The sequence below is a fragment of the Caballeronia sp. LZ034LL genome, from assembly GCF_031451215.1.
Classification (GTDB): domain Bacteria; phylum Pseudomonadota; class Gammaproteobacteria; order Burkholderiales; family Burkholderiaceae; genus Caballeronia.
In genome coordinates, this window is sequence record NZ_JARUXR010000003.1 from 444,822 (window position 1) to 461,277 (window position 16,456).

The 16,456-nt window shown below is 65.4% G+C and carries 12 protein-coding genes; 7 read left to right on the plus strand and 5 right to left on the minus strand.

From position 1 onward, the window contains the following. The first annotated feature begins 3 nt into the window (after positions 1–3). Genes QCE83_RS23120 through QCE83_RS23135 form a run of 4 tightly spaced genes read left to right on the plus strand, consistent with a single transcriptional unit; the run spans position 4 to position 4,923 of the window. Positions 4–2,697 carry a DUF2169 domain-containing protein gene (locus QCE83_RS23120; RefSeq protein ID WP_309816689.1) on the plus strand — a complete coding sequence of 898 codons (2,694 nt, stop codon included), beginning with the start codon at positions 4–6 and terminating at the stop codon, positions 2,695–2,697. A 28-nt stretch (positions 2,698–2,725) separates the two neighbouring features. Beyond that, positions 2,726–3,766: a pentapeptide repeat-containing protein gene (locus tag QCE83_RS23125; RefSeq protein WP_309816692.1), complete on the plus strand. Its 1,041-nt coding sequence runs from the start codon at positions 2,726–2,728 to the stop codon at positions 3,764–3,766. Positions 3,767–3,782: 16 nt separating this feature from the next. Next, a complete protein-coding gene (locus QCE83_RS23130; RefSeq protein ID WP_309816694.1) occupies positions 3,783–4,499 on the plus strand; it encodes a DUF3540 domain-containing protein in 717 nt (238 codons plus the stop codon). A 31-nt stretch (positions 4,500–4,530) separates the two neighbouring features. Continuing rightward, a complete protein-coding gene (locus tag QCE83_RS23135; protein ID WP_309816696.1) occupies positions 4,531–4,923 on the plus strand; it encodes a DUF4150 domain-containing protein in 393 nt (130 codons plus the stop codon). A 37-nt stretch (positions 4,924–4,960) separates the two neighbouring features. On the opposite strand, the gene QCE83_RS23140 is transcribed toward QCE83_RS23135, so the two are convergent. The 4 genes from QCE83_RS23140 to QCE83_RS23155 all read right to left on the minus strand — a co-directional run bounded on the left by QCE83_RS23140 (position 4,961) and on the right by QCE83_RS23155 (position 10,677). After that, positions 4,961–6,769 (minus strand): sensor domain-containing diguanylate cyclase, encoded by a 1,809-nt coding sequence (locus QCE83_RS23140; RefSeq protein ID WP_309816699.1) that lies wholly within the window; start codon positions 6,767–6,769, stop codon positions 4,961–4,963. A 718-nt stretch (positions 6,770–7,487) separates the two neighbouring features. Then, the gene (locus QCE83_RS23145; protein WP_309816702.1) at positions 7,488–7,637 is read right to left on the minus strand and encodes a hypothetical protein; all 150 of its coding nucleotides are present in this window, start codon (positions 7,635–7,637) and stop codon (positions 7,488–7,490) included. Between the two features lie 559 nt (positions 7,638–8,196). Continuing rightward, on the minus strand, positions 8,197–8,859 hold the full coding sequence (locus tag QCE83_RS23150; RefSeq protein ID WP_309816705.1) for a DUF4397 domain-containing protein: 663 nt from the start codon (positions 8,857–8,859) through the stop codon (positions 8,197–8,199). Between the two features lie 309 nt (positions 8,860–9,168). Continuing rightward, positions 9,169–10,677, minus strand: coding sequence for an MDR family MFS transporter (locus QCE83_RS23155; protein ID WP_309816707.1), 1,509 nt, complete (start codon positions 10,675–10,677; stop codon positions 9,169–9,171). Positions 10,678–10,867: 190 nt separating this feature from the next. On the opposite strand from QCE83_RS23155, the gene QCE83_RS23160 reads away from it, so the two are divergent. The 3 genes from QCE83_RS23160 (at position 10,868) to QCE83_RS23170 (ending at position 15,646) form a co-directional block, all read left to right on the plus strand. Beyond that, a complete protein-coding gene (locus QCE83_RS23160; RefSeq protein ID WP_309816710.1) occupies positions 10,868–12,808 on the plus strand; it encodes an AAA family ATPase in 1,941 nt (646 codons plus the stop codon). A 127-nt stretch (positions 12,809–12,935) separates the two neighbouring features. Beyond that, positions 12,936–13,406 (plus strand): hypothetical protein, encoded by a 471-nt coding sequence (locus QCE83_RS23165; protein ID WP_309816713.1) that lies wholly within the window; start codon positions 12,936–12,938, stop codon positions 13,404–13,406. A 74-nt stretch (positions 13,407–13,480) separates the two neighbouring features. Further along, on the plus strand, positions 13,481–15,646 hold the full coding sequence (locus QCE83_RS23170; RefSeq protein WP_309816715.1) for a TonB-dependent siderophore receptor: 2,166 nt from the start codon (positions 13,481–13,483) through the stop codon (positions 15,644–15,646). Positions 15,647–15,724: 78 nt separating this feature from the next. Here the strand turns inward: QCE83_RS23170 and QCE83_RS23175 are convergent, their stop codons facing one another. Then, positions 15,725–16,453 (minus strand): SDR family oxidoreductase, encoded by a 729-nt coding sequence (locus QCE83_RS23175; RefSeq protein ID WP_309816721.1) that lies wholly within the window; start codon positions 16,451–16,453, stop codon positions 15,725–15,727. Positions 16,454–16,456 lie beyond the last annotated feature (3 nt).

The following is a 16,456-nucleotide window of genomic DNA, read 5'->3' on the forward strand; positions in this document are numbered from 1 at the left end:
ATCATGAAGATCATCAAACCCGATACGTGCGCGCTGTTGTTCCGCACGCTGCGCTTCGAAGGCCGCGATTTGCTGTCGATCGGCGCAATGGCGATGTTCCCGCTGACGCCGCCCGCCGCCGGACCCGCGCCGCTGGCGAGCGAAGCCGACCTGTGGACGGCCGGCGCCGCCGCGCTCGGCGACGGCGGTTTGCTCGACGCAGGCTTCCCGAAGCCGCGCGGCGAATGGCTCGCGTATGGCGCGGCGCATGCGCCGGGCGGCGCGCCTGCCGCGCTCGTCGAAACCGTGGTGCAGGTCGGCAACTCCCGCAAGGCGCTCTATGTGTACGGCGACCGCTCTTTCGGCGCCCTCGGCGGCATCTCGGCGGCCGAGCCGTTCCAGCGCATGCCCGTCGATCCGGCGCGTGCATACGGCGGCCCGGCGTTCGCGCCGAATCCCGCAGGCCGTGGCGCGCGCCCGCAAGCCGGCGATGGCGCGCGTCAGCCGCTGCCGAATGTCGAACGCCCGGATGCACTCGTCGCGATGCCGGGCGACGAGCGCGAGCCCGCAGGTTACTGGGCGTTGCCCGCGACCTCGCCCCAGCGCGCCGCGCTGCTCGGCCCGTTCGACGACCGCTGGCTCGCGCAGCAGTGGCCGCATCTGCCTGCGCAGACGCACACGGAATACTTCTGCTGCGCGCCGGCCGATCAGCGTATCGACGGATTCTGGCGCGGCGACGAAGCGATCGCTGTCGATCACATGCATCCGGAGCAGCCGCTGCTGCGCGGCCGTCTGCCCGGCCTGCGCGCGCGCTGCTTCGTGAGCCGCCGCGCGGGAGCGGAACTGCGCTTCGAGGAGTTCGCTGCGCGCCCTGAGACCGTCTGGGTTTTTCCCGAGATCGGCCAGGGCATCGTGTTGTTCCGCGCGGTCGCGACACTGACCGACGAAGACGCAGACGACATCGCGCATATCGTCACCGGCTTCGAGCCGATGGGCGAGAGCCCGTTGCCCGTCGGGCATTACCGGGACAAGCTGTTTGCGGCCCCCGTGCCGGCCGTGCCGGCCAAGCCCCAAGCCGCACCGGCTGTGGCCACGCCGTCCGCACCTTCGGTGCAGCCGTTCGCGATGCCGGCGCCTGCGGGCGCGCCGCCGGGAGAACTGTCGCAGATCGATCAGGTCACGAGCGAAATCGACGCCTTGAAGCAGGACTTGCTCAAGCAGCACGGCCTGAGCCAGCAGGAAGCCGAAGCGCTCGCGCAGCAGGCGATGCCTCCTGCCGCCACGCCGCCCGGTGGCCTTCAACAGGAACTCGATGCAATGCTGCAATCGCTCGAAAGCTCGACGGCGGACCTGCTCAAGCAGCACAACCTCACGCAAGACGACGTACAGCGTTACATCGCTTCGCCCCAGCCTGCTGCTGCCGCGAACCCGGGCGCGGCACAGGGCGCGAACGGTTTTGCCGCGCTGGCAGCGGAAGTTCGCCAGGCGCATGCGCAAACGCGCGAGGCGCTGGCGGCCAGCGGCACCTCGCTCGAACAACTCGCCGCCAGCACGAGCGATCCGCGTACGGCTGCCGCGTTGCGCGAAGCCGCGAGTCTCGACATCGACGCGCTGCTCACCAATCTCGAGGCGCTTGGCTCGCTGCCGGCCGCCGCGCCCGCCGTACCGCAAGCGCTCCAGACCGCGCTCGCGCCGGCGCCGGCTCAGGCCGCGCCGCTCACGCGCGACGCCGCGCTCGCGCGCCTGGCGACGGGCGGCTCGCTGGCAGGACTCGATCTGAGCGGCGTCGATCTCGCCGGTGCGGATTTGCAGGGCGTGGACTTCGGCGGCGCATTGCTGACCGGTGCTCGCCTGACGGGCAGCCGGCTTGCGGGCGCGAACTTTCGCCGCGCGCTGCTGACGCGCGCTGACTTCGCGGGCGCCGATCTGCGCGGCGCGACGCTGGCCAGCGCCAGCGCGCGCGGCGCGAACTTCAGCGGCACGCGGCTCGACGAAGCCTCGCTCGAAGCCGGCGATTTCGCCTCCGCCGATTTCAGCGCGGCGAATCTCGAACGCGCGCGCATGGCCAAGGCTGTTTTCAACGGCGCGACGATGACCGGGCTCGTGGCGCGCGGCTGTATTGCGCCGAAAGCAGGCTTTGCCGAATGCGAACTGACCGGTGCGGATTTTTCGGATGCATCGCTGGAACACGCGGTGTTTGATCATGCGACGCTCGGCGGCGCGAGCTTCGTCAACGCCCGCTGCGCGGGCCTGCGGCTGTTCGGCGTGCGGGCGGCCGGCGTGCGCTTCGAACGCGCCGATCTCGGCGGCTCGCGCGCCGGACTCGATTCGGACCTGAGCGGCGCGCGTTTCGACGCGGCCCATTTGCATCGCGCGGTGTGGATCGGCGTGGACATCAGCCAGTCGGTCTTTGACGGCGCCACGCTTGAACACGCCAACTTCAGCGGCGTGCAGGCGAGCGGCACGCGCTTCACCGGCGTACGCGCGGCCTCCATCCAGCTCGCCAAAGCCGACCTGAGCGGCGCGGATCTGAGCCGCGCAAACCTCATGCACGCGACCCTGCGGCGCGCCACGGTCGACCGCGCGAACTTCGCCTCGAGCAATCTGTACGGCGCGCAGTGCTATGGCGCGAACCTCGGCCACGCGGCGTCGTTCGAAGGCGCGAATGTCGACCGGACGCTCATATCCATTCCGGGTCGCGCCGAGCTCGACTCCTGAACTTCACCCACCCGTCAGCCCATTCACCATGTCCGAGCTCAAAGCACTCCAACCCGGCGTCAAGCTCGTCGGCGCGACCTTCGCGGGCGCCGCGCTGGCAGGCCGCGATCTGTCCGGCTGCGTGCTGGAGCGCGTCGATCTGCGCGCCGCCGATCTGTCGCGCACGCGCCTCGTGAACGCGACCTTTCGCGGTTGCGATCTGAGCGGCGCCCTGCTGGACGCCGCCCTGCTCGACGGTTCGCGCTGGCAAGACTCGCTACTCGCCGACACGAGCCTGCGCGAAGCGCACGGCGGCCGCGCGAGCTTTCTGCGCACGACGTTCACGCGCGCGACGCTATCCAGCGCGCAGTTCGAACGGAGCCTGTTCGACACCTCCGATCTGTCGGGAGCGCGCTTCGACGCAGCGCGGCTGTTCCGTTGCGACGCGGTCGATTGCACGTTCGAGGAAACGGATTTCAGCGATGCGGATCTCACGCGCTTCACCGCGCGCAAGGCCTCTCTGACGAGCGTGGTGTTCTCCGGCACAGCGCTCGTCCAGACGCTCTTTCTCGATGCCGATTTGAGCCGCCAGCGCTTTCCCGAATGCGATCTGTCGCTGTGCCAGTTCACCGGCGCGACGCTTGCCGGCGCGGACTTCAGGGATGCACGTCTCGTCCAGACGCGTTTCGACGGCGCCGTGCTCGAAGGCGCGTGCTTCGCCAACGCAACCGGCCGCTATGCCCGCTTCGGCGGCGCGCTGCTCGCCGCCGCCGACTTCACCGGCGCGGTCTTCACAGTGGCCGACTTCAGTCGCGCGATCCTGACCGGCGCACGCTGCGACGCCGTGCAATGGGAGCAGGCCAATTTCACGGGCGCGCAATGGCAGCGGTCCACGCATGCGGGCGCGCGTTTCATCGACTGCGATCTCTCGCACGTGGACCTGTCCGAAGCCGATTGCGCCCGCGCTGACTTCGGCAACGCCAATTTTCATGCACTGGTCGGCGAGCGCACGCACTGGGCCGATGCGCAACGCAGCCGTACCCGTCCCACTGACCCGTTGCGGCTGCGCGCCGAGGCCTGGTCGGCCTGAATCGAGGAGAAACGACATGGACTTGCAAGCTTCCTTCAGCATCGATCCGGCTTTGCGCCACGGCGCAACGCACAGCATGACGCGTGACCCGGCGCTCACCACCGCTTCGGTCACCGGCCGCGCGGGCGAATGGTTCTATCTCGACGGTCAGACGGAGGGCGCACTCAGAGCGGCAAGCTGCCTGCTCGAACCCCAGCCGGGCGATCTCGTCCTCGTATGCGACGCCTTGCCCGCGCATCCGGTCGAAGCCGGCGTGACGGCGGCGGTCAGCGTCGCGTATGTCCTGGCGGTGCTGGTGCGTTCGCAGGCGACAGCCACGGCGACGCTGGCGTTGCCTGGAGGCACGGCGCTCGAATCGGCCGATGGCGAGTTGCGCGTCCGCGCGCCGCGCATCACGCTGGAGGGCGCCGACCAGATCCGCGCGAGCACCCGTGAGTTCGCCCTGGACAGCGTGTCGGCCAGCATCGTGAGCCATCGGGCCCAGGCGCGCATCGGGGCGCTGGACGCCGGCATCGAGCGCCTGTCACTGGTCGCCAAATCATTCGTGTCCACTGTGGGCCAGCTGCTGTCGCGCGTGCAGGACAGCACGCGCCGTATCGAGGGCAATGACGACCTGCATGCGGGCAGCGCGCACTGGCGCGTCGAAGGACATGCGCACATGCATACGCGGCACACCACGCTCATGTCCGACGAAGTGACGCGTGTCGACGGTTCAAAAATCGAGCTGGGCTGATCGCCGTTCGCGACTACCAAGGAGAAACGCCATGTTTGCTGTGACCATCATGGGCGGAGAGCTGATGGCCGAACCCGACGTCTGCCTGACGCCGACGCCCGCCGGACCGGTGCCCACGCCGTATCCCAATCTCGCCATGCCGATGATGGGCGTGCCGCCTGCCGAGACGGTGCTCGTCTGCGGCGCACCCGCCCTCAACATGGGATCCGAAATACCGCTCACCAACGGCGATCAGGGCGGTGTGTCGGGCGGCGTGATGTCGGGACTCATCATGGGGCCGGCACGCTTCGACGAAGGCAGCACGAAGGTGCTCATCGGCGGCAATCTCGCCGTGCGGCTGACCACGCCGACCTCGCACAATCAGAACAACGCGATCGGCGCGGTGCTGGTGCCGAGCCAGACGGTCGTGCTGATCATGAGTTGAAAAATGGACCGAAGACTGGATGCCGGCGCCGCAGCCGTCAGACTTGCGCACTGAGCCGACGCGCCGGTACCGCCCTTTCAACCCGGTTCCTGCCTTTGCGCTTGGCTTCGAAGAGTGCTCCATCGGCAACCTGCATCAGCGCTGCCCTCGAACATTCTGCGGGCGCGCTCGCCACCCCGATCGATGCCGTAACAGGACCCAGCGCCTGGCCATCGTGATCGACGACCAGCGCAGCAATACTCACGCGAAGCGCTTCGGCTCGACGCATCGCCTCTTCGGGACCGAGGCCCACCATCAAAACGACGAACTCCTCTCCGCCGTAGCGAAACACAAGGTCCGCATCACGGGCCGTCTGCCGCAGCACGCGACCCACGGCGCGCAACACGGCGTCTCCTGCATCGTGCCCGTGGTCGTCGTTGAAACGCTTGAAGTAATCGATGTCGATCATCGCGCACGACAATTCCAGACCTGCATGCGCGAGCTCCGTGAGTTCATCGCGGAGCCAGAGATCCAGCTGCCGCCGATTGCGCAAACCGGTCAGGGAATCGGCCATTGCGAGTTCGCGCAGCGTATCGCGCAGATGCAGATTGTCCAGCGCAAGCCCCACGTTCTCTGCAAGCATGCGCAGGTACTCGTCGAACGAACTCTCTTGCTGCGCACCCTTCTCGTGCTCGAGATAAAGCATGCCTAGCGCACCGTGCTGCCCTGCAAGCGGCAGGCAGCATGAATCGGGAATGACGTCGCCTCGAAGCTCCAAATGCGCACATGGTACGTCGAGCTGATGGCCCGCCGGACGATGCAGGCTGCCCCGACGAATGCCCCAGCATGCATCCGCCGGGAATTCGGATGCTGAATGTTGGGGGTTTTTCCAGGAACAGGCGGCCACCATCACATTGCGATCTGCGTCCAGCAAATAAAGCCGGCCGCTCGTCTGCGGCAGAAGTTCGGGCGTGAACCGCTCGACTACTCCGATCAGGTCTTGCGTGTCGTTGCAACCATGCAGCCGCTGAGTCATGCGCGACAGCGAGTCACGCATGGCGCGATCGGCCTCTCGCTCACGCTCCAGACGCTGGCGCACCAGGCCGTTTTCACGAAACACGCGCAATGCCTGCGCCATGTCGCCGATCTCGTCGATCCGGTCATAGCGCGGCGGCTCGACCGCGAAGTCCTGAGCGGCCAGCCGGTTCACCACGTCGCTCAGCTTGACGACCGGATGCAGCACACGCCGACGGAAAATGAAGTACAGCACGAAGAGAAACACGAGTCCGGTAACGACCAGCATCGACTCCGCCACGAGCCGCCACGCTCTTGCTACTTCTTCGGCGCGTTGCACGGCGAGCTCGGTCCGTTGATCGAGACGATACTGAAAGCGCTCGACGTCCTGACGTATGCGTTCGAGCTCGCGTCCGAATTCCGTGGAGAAAGCAATGTCGATCGCCTTGTTACGGTCGCCGGCCGAGGCAGCGGCGAGCGCAGCCCGTTCGATGTCACGCATTCCGTCCGCCAGGCGCAGGGCGTCGTGCAGCGCATCAAGTTCATCAGCGCGCGCACCGGCATCGGCGATATGACGCGTGCGTTCCTCGACGGCGCCAAGCGACGACAGTTCATGTTGATAGGCGGCGAGGTCGGTGGGATGTCCGCTCACCACGTACTGCCGGGCAAGCGCGCTAAGTGTGTTGACTTCCACGTCGAGATTGGAGGTCGCTTGGTCGAGCGCATAGCGTTGCGCGACGGCTGCCCGCTCTGTCTCCTGCGACGACGATGCCGCCAGCATGGCAGCGCCCGAGGCGAGCGTGAGGGTCACGGTCACCGCATAGGCCCAGTTTGTGATGGTTGATAAGCGCATGCTGCTCCTGCTGGTGTAACACGCCCGCTACGCGGACGGCTACGCCATTATGCGGGTATTTCTCATACTTTACGGTGCTTGGGTCATTCTCTTTCGACGGGATTGTCTGAGGGGTTGTAGGGTATTGCTCCGGACGGCGTGGCAGCTTGCTTCACCAGACGTCGTCACGGAGACAAACGCATGATCGATGCCCGAGGTAGGTGCGATGATCAGAGCTGAAGTCGGCGACGTGTTGTGCATCGCGCTTGGCTTGATTCGCGTCATCGCAAGAAATCGCGACCGTGACAACTCACCCTTGAATATCCAGCACGATGAGTTCCCGGACTGTTGGGTCGCGTTGCCGCACACATAGATCGCCGCGCCGGCCTGGATCCATTTGTCAGCAATGCGCCATTGACGCGAAGGACATCTTGCACGTGACGAAGTGGCATGCCGTCGCACGACCACACCCGATCGAGCCGTTTCGGCATGCCCGCCTCATGCCAGCAAGACAGTTCGCCGACATGAAACCCATCATGCGCTCTGTTGCGCTCGCCGAAGATGAACCAGTTCACATGCCAACTGCGCGCAATTCGCGACTTCAGAGAGCCCGCAGCCCTGCGAGCCCGGTGCACGCGCCGATCAGCACGAGCGGACGAACATCGGCCGGTGCATGGAATGCCCGATTGGTGCGTATGCCCACTTCGACCGACGTGCTCAGCGTCGCGTGCCGGGTCAGTCATCCGGATGCGAGGCCCGGCGAAATGTCGTTGCCGCCGGCCGCATCCGCATGCTGCGCCTGGCGCACGAGCAACTCGATGCGGCCGTCCGTTGATAGCGAGGCGATGGAGTAGTCGCGCGAAGCCGACGGTTCGAGTGCTTCGAACAAGGCTGGCTGCGCGCATCCGCGCAATGCGGTGGCATCGGCGGGCAGTACGCGGCATGCGAGCGCCGCTATCTTGCCTTCGCAGTGCACTTGCGCAAGTTTGTCGAGGCGAAATGGACGCTGCCATTCAGCACATCGGTCCTGGAATGACGTGGCCGAATCTGCGCAATATCTCCGGCTCGCCAGTCGAGCGCGACCGCATCGGTACTGCGTCGGCGCCCGTCGGGAAATAGCTTCACTCGAGCCTTGGACAAACAATCATCGATGGCCATATACAACCTTCGTGAAGACCGCCTTCAGTGTCCTGGAGCGGCCCGGTCTGGCGCTTTCCGATTGGCAATCTCGATACGCCGGGTGCAAGGTTTCTTGAACCGCCGATGGGTATCGTCTCGAGGACGGTCGCCTGGAAACGATTCTGACGGACTGGCGCCTGATGAGAGGCGAACTTTTCTTTGTGACGCCTCAGCGCGCTCCCGTCCGGGCCAGGGTCACGGCGCTGGCCGATCATTTCGCACGGCATCTGTCTGCGCCGGTCTTCTTCCCGCGTGGTCCGGATTCGCGCTCACTTCCCGTCCACCAACGCCTTGAGTGCAAGCGGGTTCGTTGCAGCCGTCTTGACCGACCCGATCGCCACCGCCGTGTAGTTCGTGCCCGCAGCCACATCGATATTCGCTTCGATTGCGGTCGTCGACGTCCCTGCAACGTTGACCTTCACATCGTAAGTACCGGCTGCGACCAAGAGGTAGTTGCTGATCGCCGCAAACGGCACGTTCGACAACACCACCTGGTTATTGATGAGTACATCCACGGGACCCGCGTCGGGCGCAGCGTGAATCACTCGCAAACGCGCCTGTCCGGACGGAGGCGCCGATGCGTCATCGGTCGCGAGAAGCGGCTGAATGCTTGCCACGAAATTCGCTGCAATGGCGGTATAGAAATTGTCTCGTCCCAGCGAGGGTGAAACGCTGATTACCGTGGTCGAAGTACCCGCTGCGTTGATCTTGATGTTATGCGCGCCCGCGACAATCGTCAGGTAATTCGACGCAGTGGGATATGGAACATTCGCGAGGACGAGGCCGTTGTCGATATAAACATCGACGTTGGGCGCGTCCGGAGATGCGTGAAGAATCCTGAGATGGGTACTACCGGAATTGTTATCGTCACCGCCGCAGCCCGCTATGACTGAGGCGACGCAAAACAGGAACATTGCAAGGTATTTGATCACGGCGTGCTCCCATGGCCCGGGCGGGCGATGACAACTGTCTGACCGATCTCCCTGGCCGATCAAGCTTCGGTTTGAAACACGATCGGCCTATGAGAAAAATAAAAGGTCGCGAGTTTTTAAACAAGATGAACAAATGCCGTACATAAAAATTTTTTTGTTCATTATTTGTTCTCGTTAAATGACTTAACGCTGCGCGAGTGTTTTAACTGCTAAAGAACGCTTACGGACTTTTGCATGAATCAAAGAGAATGGAGGAAATTGCTCAAGCAATTCCTCGATGACATGTGAGAAAACGGAGAGCGGCATAACCTAACGCTGCGGCAACTTGCTGCGCGCCAGCCTGAGCACCAGCAGGAAGCCGATGAACATCACAATGCCGCCCGCAATCAGACTCGCGCCAATCGCCCCGCGATAAACCGCCACGACCTGCGCCTGCTGCGCGGCGCTCATCTGCGCGATCGCGCCCAGGCCGTGGTCGAGCAGCGCCTGCGTGTCGAAGGTCACGGGCAAATCGCTGAGTTCGCGCTTGAGCACGAAGCTCATGATGCCGCCCGACAACGCCACGCCCAGCGACGCCCCGAGTGAGCGCACGAAGCCCATCGTCGCCGTCGCGGCGCCGAGCACGCGTTCGGGCACCGAGTTCTGCACGATGACCGTCGCATTCGGCATGCCGATGCCCATGCCTGCGCCGAGCACCGCCATCGCGCAGAGAAACAGCGGCACGCTGGCCCCGCGATGAGCCAGCAGCGCGAGCGACGCCAGGCCGAGGCATTCCAGGAACACGCCGATCGACAGCAGCGTTGCAATCCGCTTCAGGCTGCCGACCGAAAAGCGTCCGCCCGCCACCGAGGTGATGAGCATCAGCGCGACTTGCGGCAGCATCATCGCGCCGGACTGCTCGGGCGTCTCGCCCAGCACGAGCTGGAAATACAGCGGCATGAACACGAGCGAGCCCATCATCGCGAAAGCCATGATGCCGGACGCGGCCACGCAGGTGGCGTACGGCACGTTGCTGAACAGCTTCAGGTCGATGATCGGCTCTTGCGCACGGCGCTCGACGAAGAACAGGGCGGCGAAGCACGCGAGCCCCAGCACGCAGGCCAGCGGCAGGCGCAGCCCGGACATGAACGATGCCGACGCCGAGTTGAACACCAGCAACAGCGCCGACGTGCCGAGGCAGACCAGCACCGCGCCCGCGTAGTCGACGGCATGCTGTCCGCCGCGTTCGACCTTCGGCAGCGACATCAGCACCAGCGCCAGCGACAGCGCGCCGATCGGCGGGTTGATATAGAACACCCAGCGCCATGATGCGTGGCTCGTGATGAAGCCGCCGAGGAGCGGTCCTGCCACGCTGCTCACCGCGAATGCGCCGGTGAAGAGTCCCTGATAGCGGCCGCGCTCGCGCATCGGCACGATGCTGCCGACGAGCGTCTGCGACATCGTCATCAGGCCGCCCGCGCCGAGTCCCTGCAACGCGCGAAACAGGATCAGCGTGTTCATCGACTGTGCGGCGCCGCACAGCGCCGAAGCCGCCAGGAAGATGCCGATGCTGAGCGCGAAGAACGGCTTGCGCCCATACATGTCGGAGAGCTTGCCGTAGAGCGGCGCGCTGACGGTCGAGGTCAGCATGAACGCTGTTACCACCCACGTGAGGTGATTGAGTCCGCCGAGTTCGCCGGCGATGACCGGCAGCGCGGTCGCGACGATGCTCTGGTCGAGCGCGGCCAGGATCATCGCGAGGATGAGGCCCGCGAAGACGCGCCGGCGCTGGTTCAGTGGGAGAGTGCTTGCGTGGGGTTCGATTGCTTCGGTGGACATCGGTTGAAGAGAATGGAATGGCGATCGCCAGTTTACCGGACGTAGCGTCTGCATGACCAAAGCGGTCACCCGCACGGACAGCCCGCCGCGATGCGTACACCATGGGTCAGCCATGTTCATGCGCCGCCGCATGAGCGCCACGTCCCCGCCCGAGAGGGACGCACGCATACGCATTCGAGGAAGACCGCTGATGAAACCGGGAAAGAACGGACCGTGGACCCGGTGGGGCCGACGGCGGGTGCGCTTCGCCGTCGTGGTGTCCATCGCGGTGCTGATTGCGATCGGCGGCGCCGTGCTGCGGCATCGCACGGCGCAGCCGCATGTCGATCCGCTGCAGGCATCGAGCATTGTCCGCGCGATGCGCGATGACCCGTCGCCATGGGCACGCACCGAGCAGGACGCGTCGCGCATGCTTGCGGACATTCGCGAGCAGCGCGTGGCCGCCATCGGCGTGACGCTGGACGCCATTCTCGTCTCGACGAAAGACGGCGCGCGCTACTTCGTTACCGACCGTTTCGCGGTGTTCTCGCAGGCGCTGCTGCTCAATCCGGCAAAGGACGGCCGCGCGCCCGACTACCGGATTGCGTGGCTGCCGAATGTGTCGATCGGCACGCATGCGGGCTTCGCCACGCTGCTCGCCGCGTTCCGCGATTCGGCCAGCATGCTGGTGTCCGTGCTGCTGCTGTTCCTGATCTTCCGCTACATGCGTCGCGAGATGAAAGGCGATGCCACGCTCATCACCGAACCGACCCACCTGAGCTTTGACGACGTGATCGGCGCGGCCGAGGCCAAGGCCGCGCTCGAAGACATCCGCGCCTATCTGCGCGATCCGGCCTCGTTCGCGAAGCTGGGCGTCCGTCCGCCGTGCGGCGTGCTGATGACGGGCGGACCGGGCGTCGGCAAGACGCGGCTGGCGCAGGCGCTGGCGGGCGAATGCGGCGCGCAGTTCATCGCCATCACGGGCAGCTATTTCAGCGCGAAGTACTACGGCGTCGGCATCCAGAAGGTCAAGCAGCTGTTCAAGATGGCGCGCAAGCATGGGCCGGCCATCATCTTCATCGATGAAGCCGACGGCCTCGCCGCGCGCACCACCGGCGCGTCCGATTCCGCCGATGCCGAAAGCAACCGCATCATCAACCAGTTGCTCGCGGAGATGGACGGCTTCGACAAGAACGATGGCGTGATCGTCGTCGCGGCGACCAACTTTCCCGAGAGCATCGACGAAGCGCTGCGCCGTCCCGGCCGCTTCGACCGCATCGTGCCGGTGCGCCTGCCCGATGTCGCGGACCGCGTGAAGATTTTCGAGTATTACCTGGAAAGGATGCCGTCGCGTGCGGCGGATATCGACTGCGCCCAGCTCGCGCGGCTGACGGTCGGCTTGTCGCCGGCCTCGCTGGCGATGATCGTCAATCAGGCCGGGCTCATCGCGCGCCGGGAGGGTGCGGACACGGTGGGCGCGGCGCATCTGCGCGAGGCGGTCAAGGTCGTGCGTATCGGCGACGTGAGCGGTGCGCAGAAGGCGCTCGACGCCGAGGAGGTGCGCCGCGTCGGCGTGCACGAGGCGGGGCATGGCGTCGTCGCGGCGCTGCTGGAAACGGGTGTACTGGAGGAACTGACGGTGCTGCCGCGCGGCGGCGCGCTGGGCATGGCGCTCATCACGAAGCCGCAGGAAAAACATCTGTACCGCCGCAGCGAACTCGAAAAGGAGCTGATGGTGCTGCTCGGCGGACGCAATGCGGAATTGCTGGTGTTCGGCGAAGCGTCGAGCGGCGCGGCGCAGGATCTGCAGGAGGCATCGCGCATCAGCCTGGAGATGGTCTCGCGACTCGGCTTCGGCAGCGACGGCAATCTGTTCAGCCTCGCGGCGCTGCCGCGCGAGAGCGCCGGACGCCAGCTCGACGGGGCGATCGCACAGGCCAACGCGATGTTGAACGAGATGGACAAGCGCTGCTTCGAGCTGCTGGAGCGGCATCGGGCGATCCTGCAGGAGGTCACGGACGCGCTGATTCGCTCGGAGACGGTGCCGGGCGAGTATGTGTATGCGTTGATTCGCGGGAGCGAAGGCGTCCTGCCGCTCGAACTCGATGCCGCTTGCACGGCTATCGATGCGCGAGCCATGCGTCCCTTGTAACGCGCGTCTTTGGAGCCCGGCCGCTCTTCCGACTCGCCCGCATCAAGCGAAAGCAGCGATGGCGCCGCGCCGGATCTGCCGAAACGCGGCCGCCTCATTTTTGAGATAGCCGGTTAAAATGCGCGCCATGAATGCCCTTCGCCGGTTCCTCCTGCGGGGCGGAATCGCGAGCCGGCTGAGTGTGCTGGCCGCTTTCGCCGTGCTCCTTGCGCGCGCCCTGTTGCCGGGCGCGGTCATGCTCGATCCGGTATCGGCAGCGCAGGGCGATTTCGCGCTTGTCATCTGTTCCGGGCACGGTCCGATGTTCGCGCCCGACGCCCACGCGATGATGAACATGTCCGACGAAGACATGATGCACGGCGACATGCACATGTCCGCAAGCGGCGGCGCGCCGATGCAGACGCCGATGGCATCGGACGACGGTCTCTGTCCTTTCAGCGCCGCGCTGTTCGTTGCCTGCGTGAGCGTGACGCTCGCGATGGAGCTGTTTGCGCTGACGCCTGTCATCGAGAGGTGGCGCGTCCTTCCGACGCACCGGCCAACACGCGCGTCACCCCATCTTCGCCCGTTGTCGCGGGCGCCTCCCCTGTTCAGCTGAGAACGAGTCTTCCCGCTGCGCGCGCGCCCCTGGCGACGCGCGAGCCCGACTATTCCTTTTGCTGAATCGAATCCATGAACATCGAACCACGACCGCGCCACGCGGGCGCCGCCGGCACACGCGCGCCTGTCGCATGCCGCGCTGGAATTGCCGCTGCCCTGATGTATGCCGGACTGGTGAGCGTGCCCGAGGCGCATGCGGCGGATGCAGCGCCGTCCGTCAACGATACGGCCGCCCTGCCCGCCGTCCACGTCAGCGATACCCTCGCGCCCGCCTATGCCCCCGACACCGCCGACAACCTCCTGCGCACCGGCACACCCTTGAAGGACTACCCGGCATCGGTCCAGGTGGTGCCGTCGGAGATCCTGCAAGAACGCGGCGTCACGCGCATCGACCAGATCGCCGACAACGTCAGCGGCGTGCATGCCGAAGCCAGCTACGGCGGCAATGGCGCCACGTTCTTCAACATCCGCGGCTTCAGCGAAAGCAACGGCCTGCGCGACGGCTTCCGCAACTACGGCTATTACGCGTTCCGCGACGTGCAGAACATCGACCGCGTCGAGATCTTCAAGGGACCGGCAGGCGCGCTGTACGGCGGCGTCGGCGCGGTGGGCGGCTATATCGACACCGTTTCCAAACGGCCCGAGCAGGACAACTTCGGCGAGGCCGGGGTCACGGCGGGAACGCATGGCCTCGCGCGCTCGACGGTGGATGTGAACCGCGTCTTGAACGACGAGCTGAGCGTGCGGCTGAATGCATCGGCGGAGAGCAATTCGACCTTCCGCGACAACGGGGGCTATCGCTCATGGTCCTTCGCGCCGGCCATCACGTGGGACAACCACAGCGGCACCTCAGTGACGCTGCTTACCGAGTACAACCACCTGAACCGCGATGGCTTCGATTTCGGCGTGCCGGCGGTGCCCGACTATCAGTCGCTGTCCCGCACCCGCTATTACGGGCTGCGCAGCGGAATGTATCCGGGCATCGATGGCGACTATGGCCGCAACGACACCTTCGCCGAAACCGTGTTGTTCGAACACGCGCTGTCGAGCAACTGGACGCTGCGCCTGTCCGGCCAATACGCCTATGCGCGCCAGCTCTCGACCCAGTCCTTCCCGGACAGCACGACACCCACCGGCAATCTGCTCGATTACTCCGTCTACAGCGGCGCGAACGAGTTTTCCCGTCAATACTCGGCCCGTGCCGAACTGGCAGGCAAGTTCTTCACCGGCAGCGTGAAGCACGCGTTGCTGGCGGGTGTGGACTACAGCTATCTGAAGATCGGCAGCGGCGGCTCGCAGGTTTCGACGATGTCGCTCGACCTGTTCAATCCGGCCTATCTGTCCGGCCTGACACCGGGCGATCCGCTGCCTGGGCATCAGGGTCAGGGCAAGGACTACGGCGTGTACGTGCAGGATCTCGTCGAACTGACGCGTGCGGTCACGCTTCAAGCCGCCTTGCGAGCCGACCGCTTCATCAACCAGGCCGACGAAGCCGGTCAACCCGCCGGTCATGGCCAGCAGACGGCGTTCTCGCCGCGGATCGGCCTGGTGTGGAAAGCCACGGAGAACACGTCATTCTTTGCCGACTGGAGCCGCAGCCATGCGCCGAATGTCGGACATAGCGGCAGCAACGTGACCTACGACGCGGAAGTGGCGGAACAATACGAAGTGGGCGTCAGGCACGACGTCATCAAGGATCGGTTGAGCGCCAGCCTGGCGCTGTTCGACATCGAGCGGAATCACATCCTCACCACCGATCCCTCGAACCCGTTGCTGGAAGTGCTGACGGGCAAGCAGCGCAGCCGCGGTATCGAACTCGACGTGGCAGGCAACATCACGCCGCGCTGGAAGGCGATCCTCACCTACGCCTACACCTTCGCGACCGTGACGAGCGACACCACCTATCCCGTCGGCGATGTGCTGAGCAATGTCCCGCGTCACAGCGCGAGCCTGTGGACCGTGTACCGGCTGGAGTCGCTGCCGGGCTTGCAGGTCGGCGCGGGCCTGTATTACGTCGGTTCCCGGGAAGCGACCTTGCCCAATACGTTCAAGCTCGGCAGCTACGTACGCGCCGATGCGATGGCGTCGTACGAGCAAGGCCGGTGGAAGACGCAGCTGAACGTCTTCAACCTGTTCAACCGCAAGTACTACACCGGCGGCTCGGCGGCGACCTTCGACTACACGTTGATGCCGAGCCCGCCGTTATCGGCGCAAGTGACGGTCTCGTACCGGTTCTGAAAGCACTGGCAAAAAAGAAGCGGTCTCGCCCTGCCCTCCGGCAGATGCGAGACCGCTTGCACGCGCAGACGATGAACGTCAGGAAACCAGATACCCGCCATCCACCGGCACGATCGCGCCGGTCATGAACGACGCAGCCGGCGTGCACAAGAATGCCGCCACTTGCGCGACTTCTTCCGGCAGGCCCCAGCGCTTCATCGGCGTGCGCTCGAGAATGGCCTGCGAGCGGCCGTCGTCGTTCTGCAAGGCCTGCGTGAGCGGCGTCGCGATCCAGCCCGGCGCAATCGCGTTCACACGAATGCCGTCCGCCGCATACGCGATGGCCAGCGATTTCGTCAGTTGCGCCACCGCGCCCTTGCTCGCGCTGTAACCCGGCACCAGTCCGCCGCCGAAGAAGCTCAGCATCGAAGCCGTGTTCACGATGCAGCCCGACGATGCCTTCAGCAGCGCGCGCGCCGCCGCGCAAATGCGCATCGTGCCGTTCAGGTTGATGTCGAGCACGCGCTCGAACACCTCGGGCTGATGCTCTTCAACCCGGCTGATCACGCCCGCGCAGTTCACGACGATATCGAGCCGTTCGAACGAGCCGATCAGCGCAACGATCTCGTCATTCGAACGCACATTGAGCGTGGCCTTGCGCACGACGGGTGCCAGTACATCGGGCACGTCGCCCGGGGGCGGCAGGCCCGCCGCCACGACGCTCGCGCCCATCTCGGCGAGCCGGTTCGCGATCGCCGCGCCGATACCCGAGAATCCGCCCGTCACGAGCGCGGTCTTGCCTGCCAAAAGGTTATTGGAGAATGTCATGAT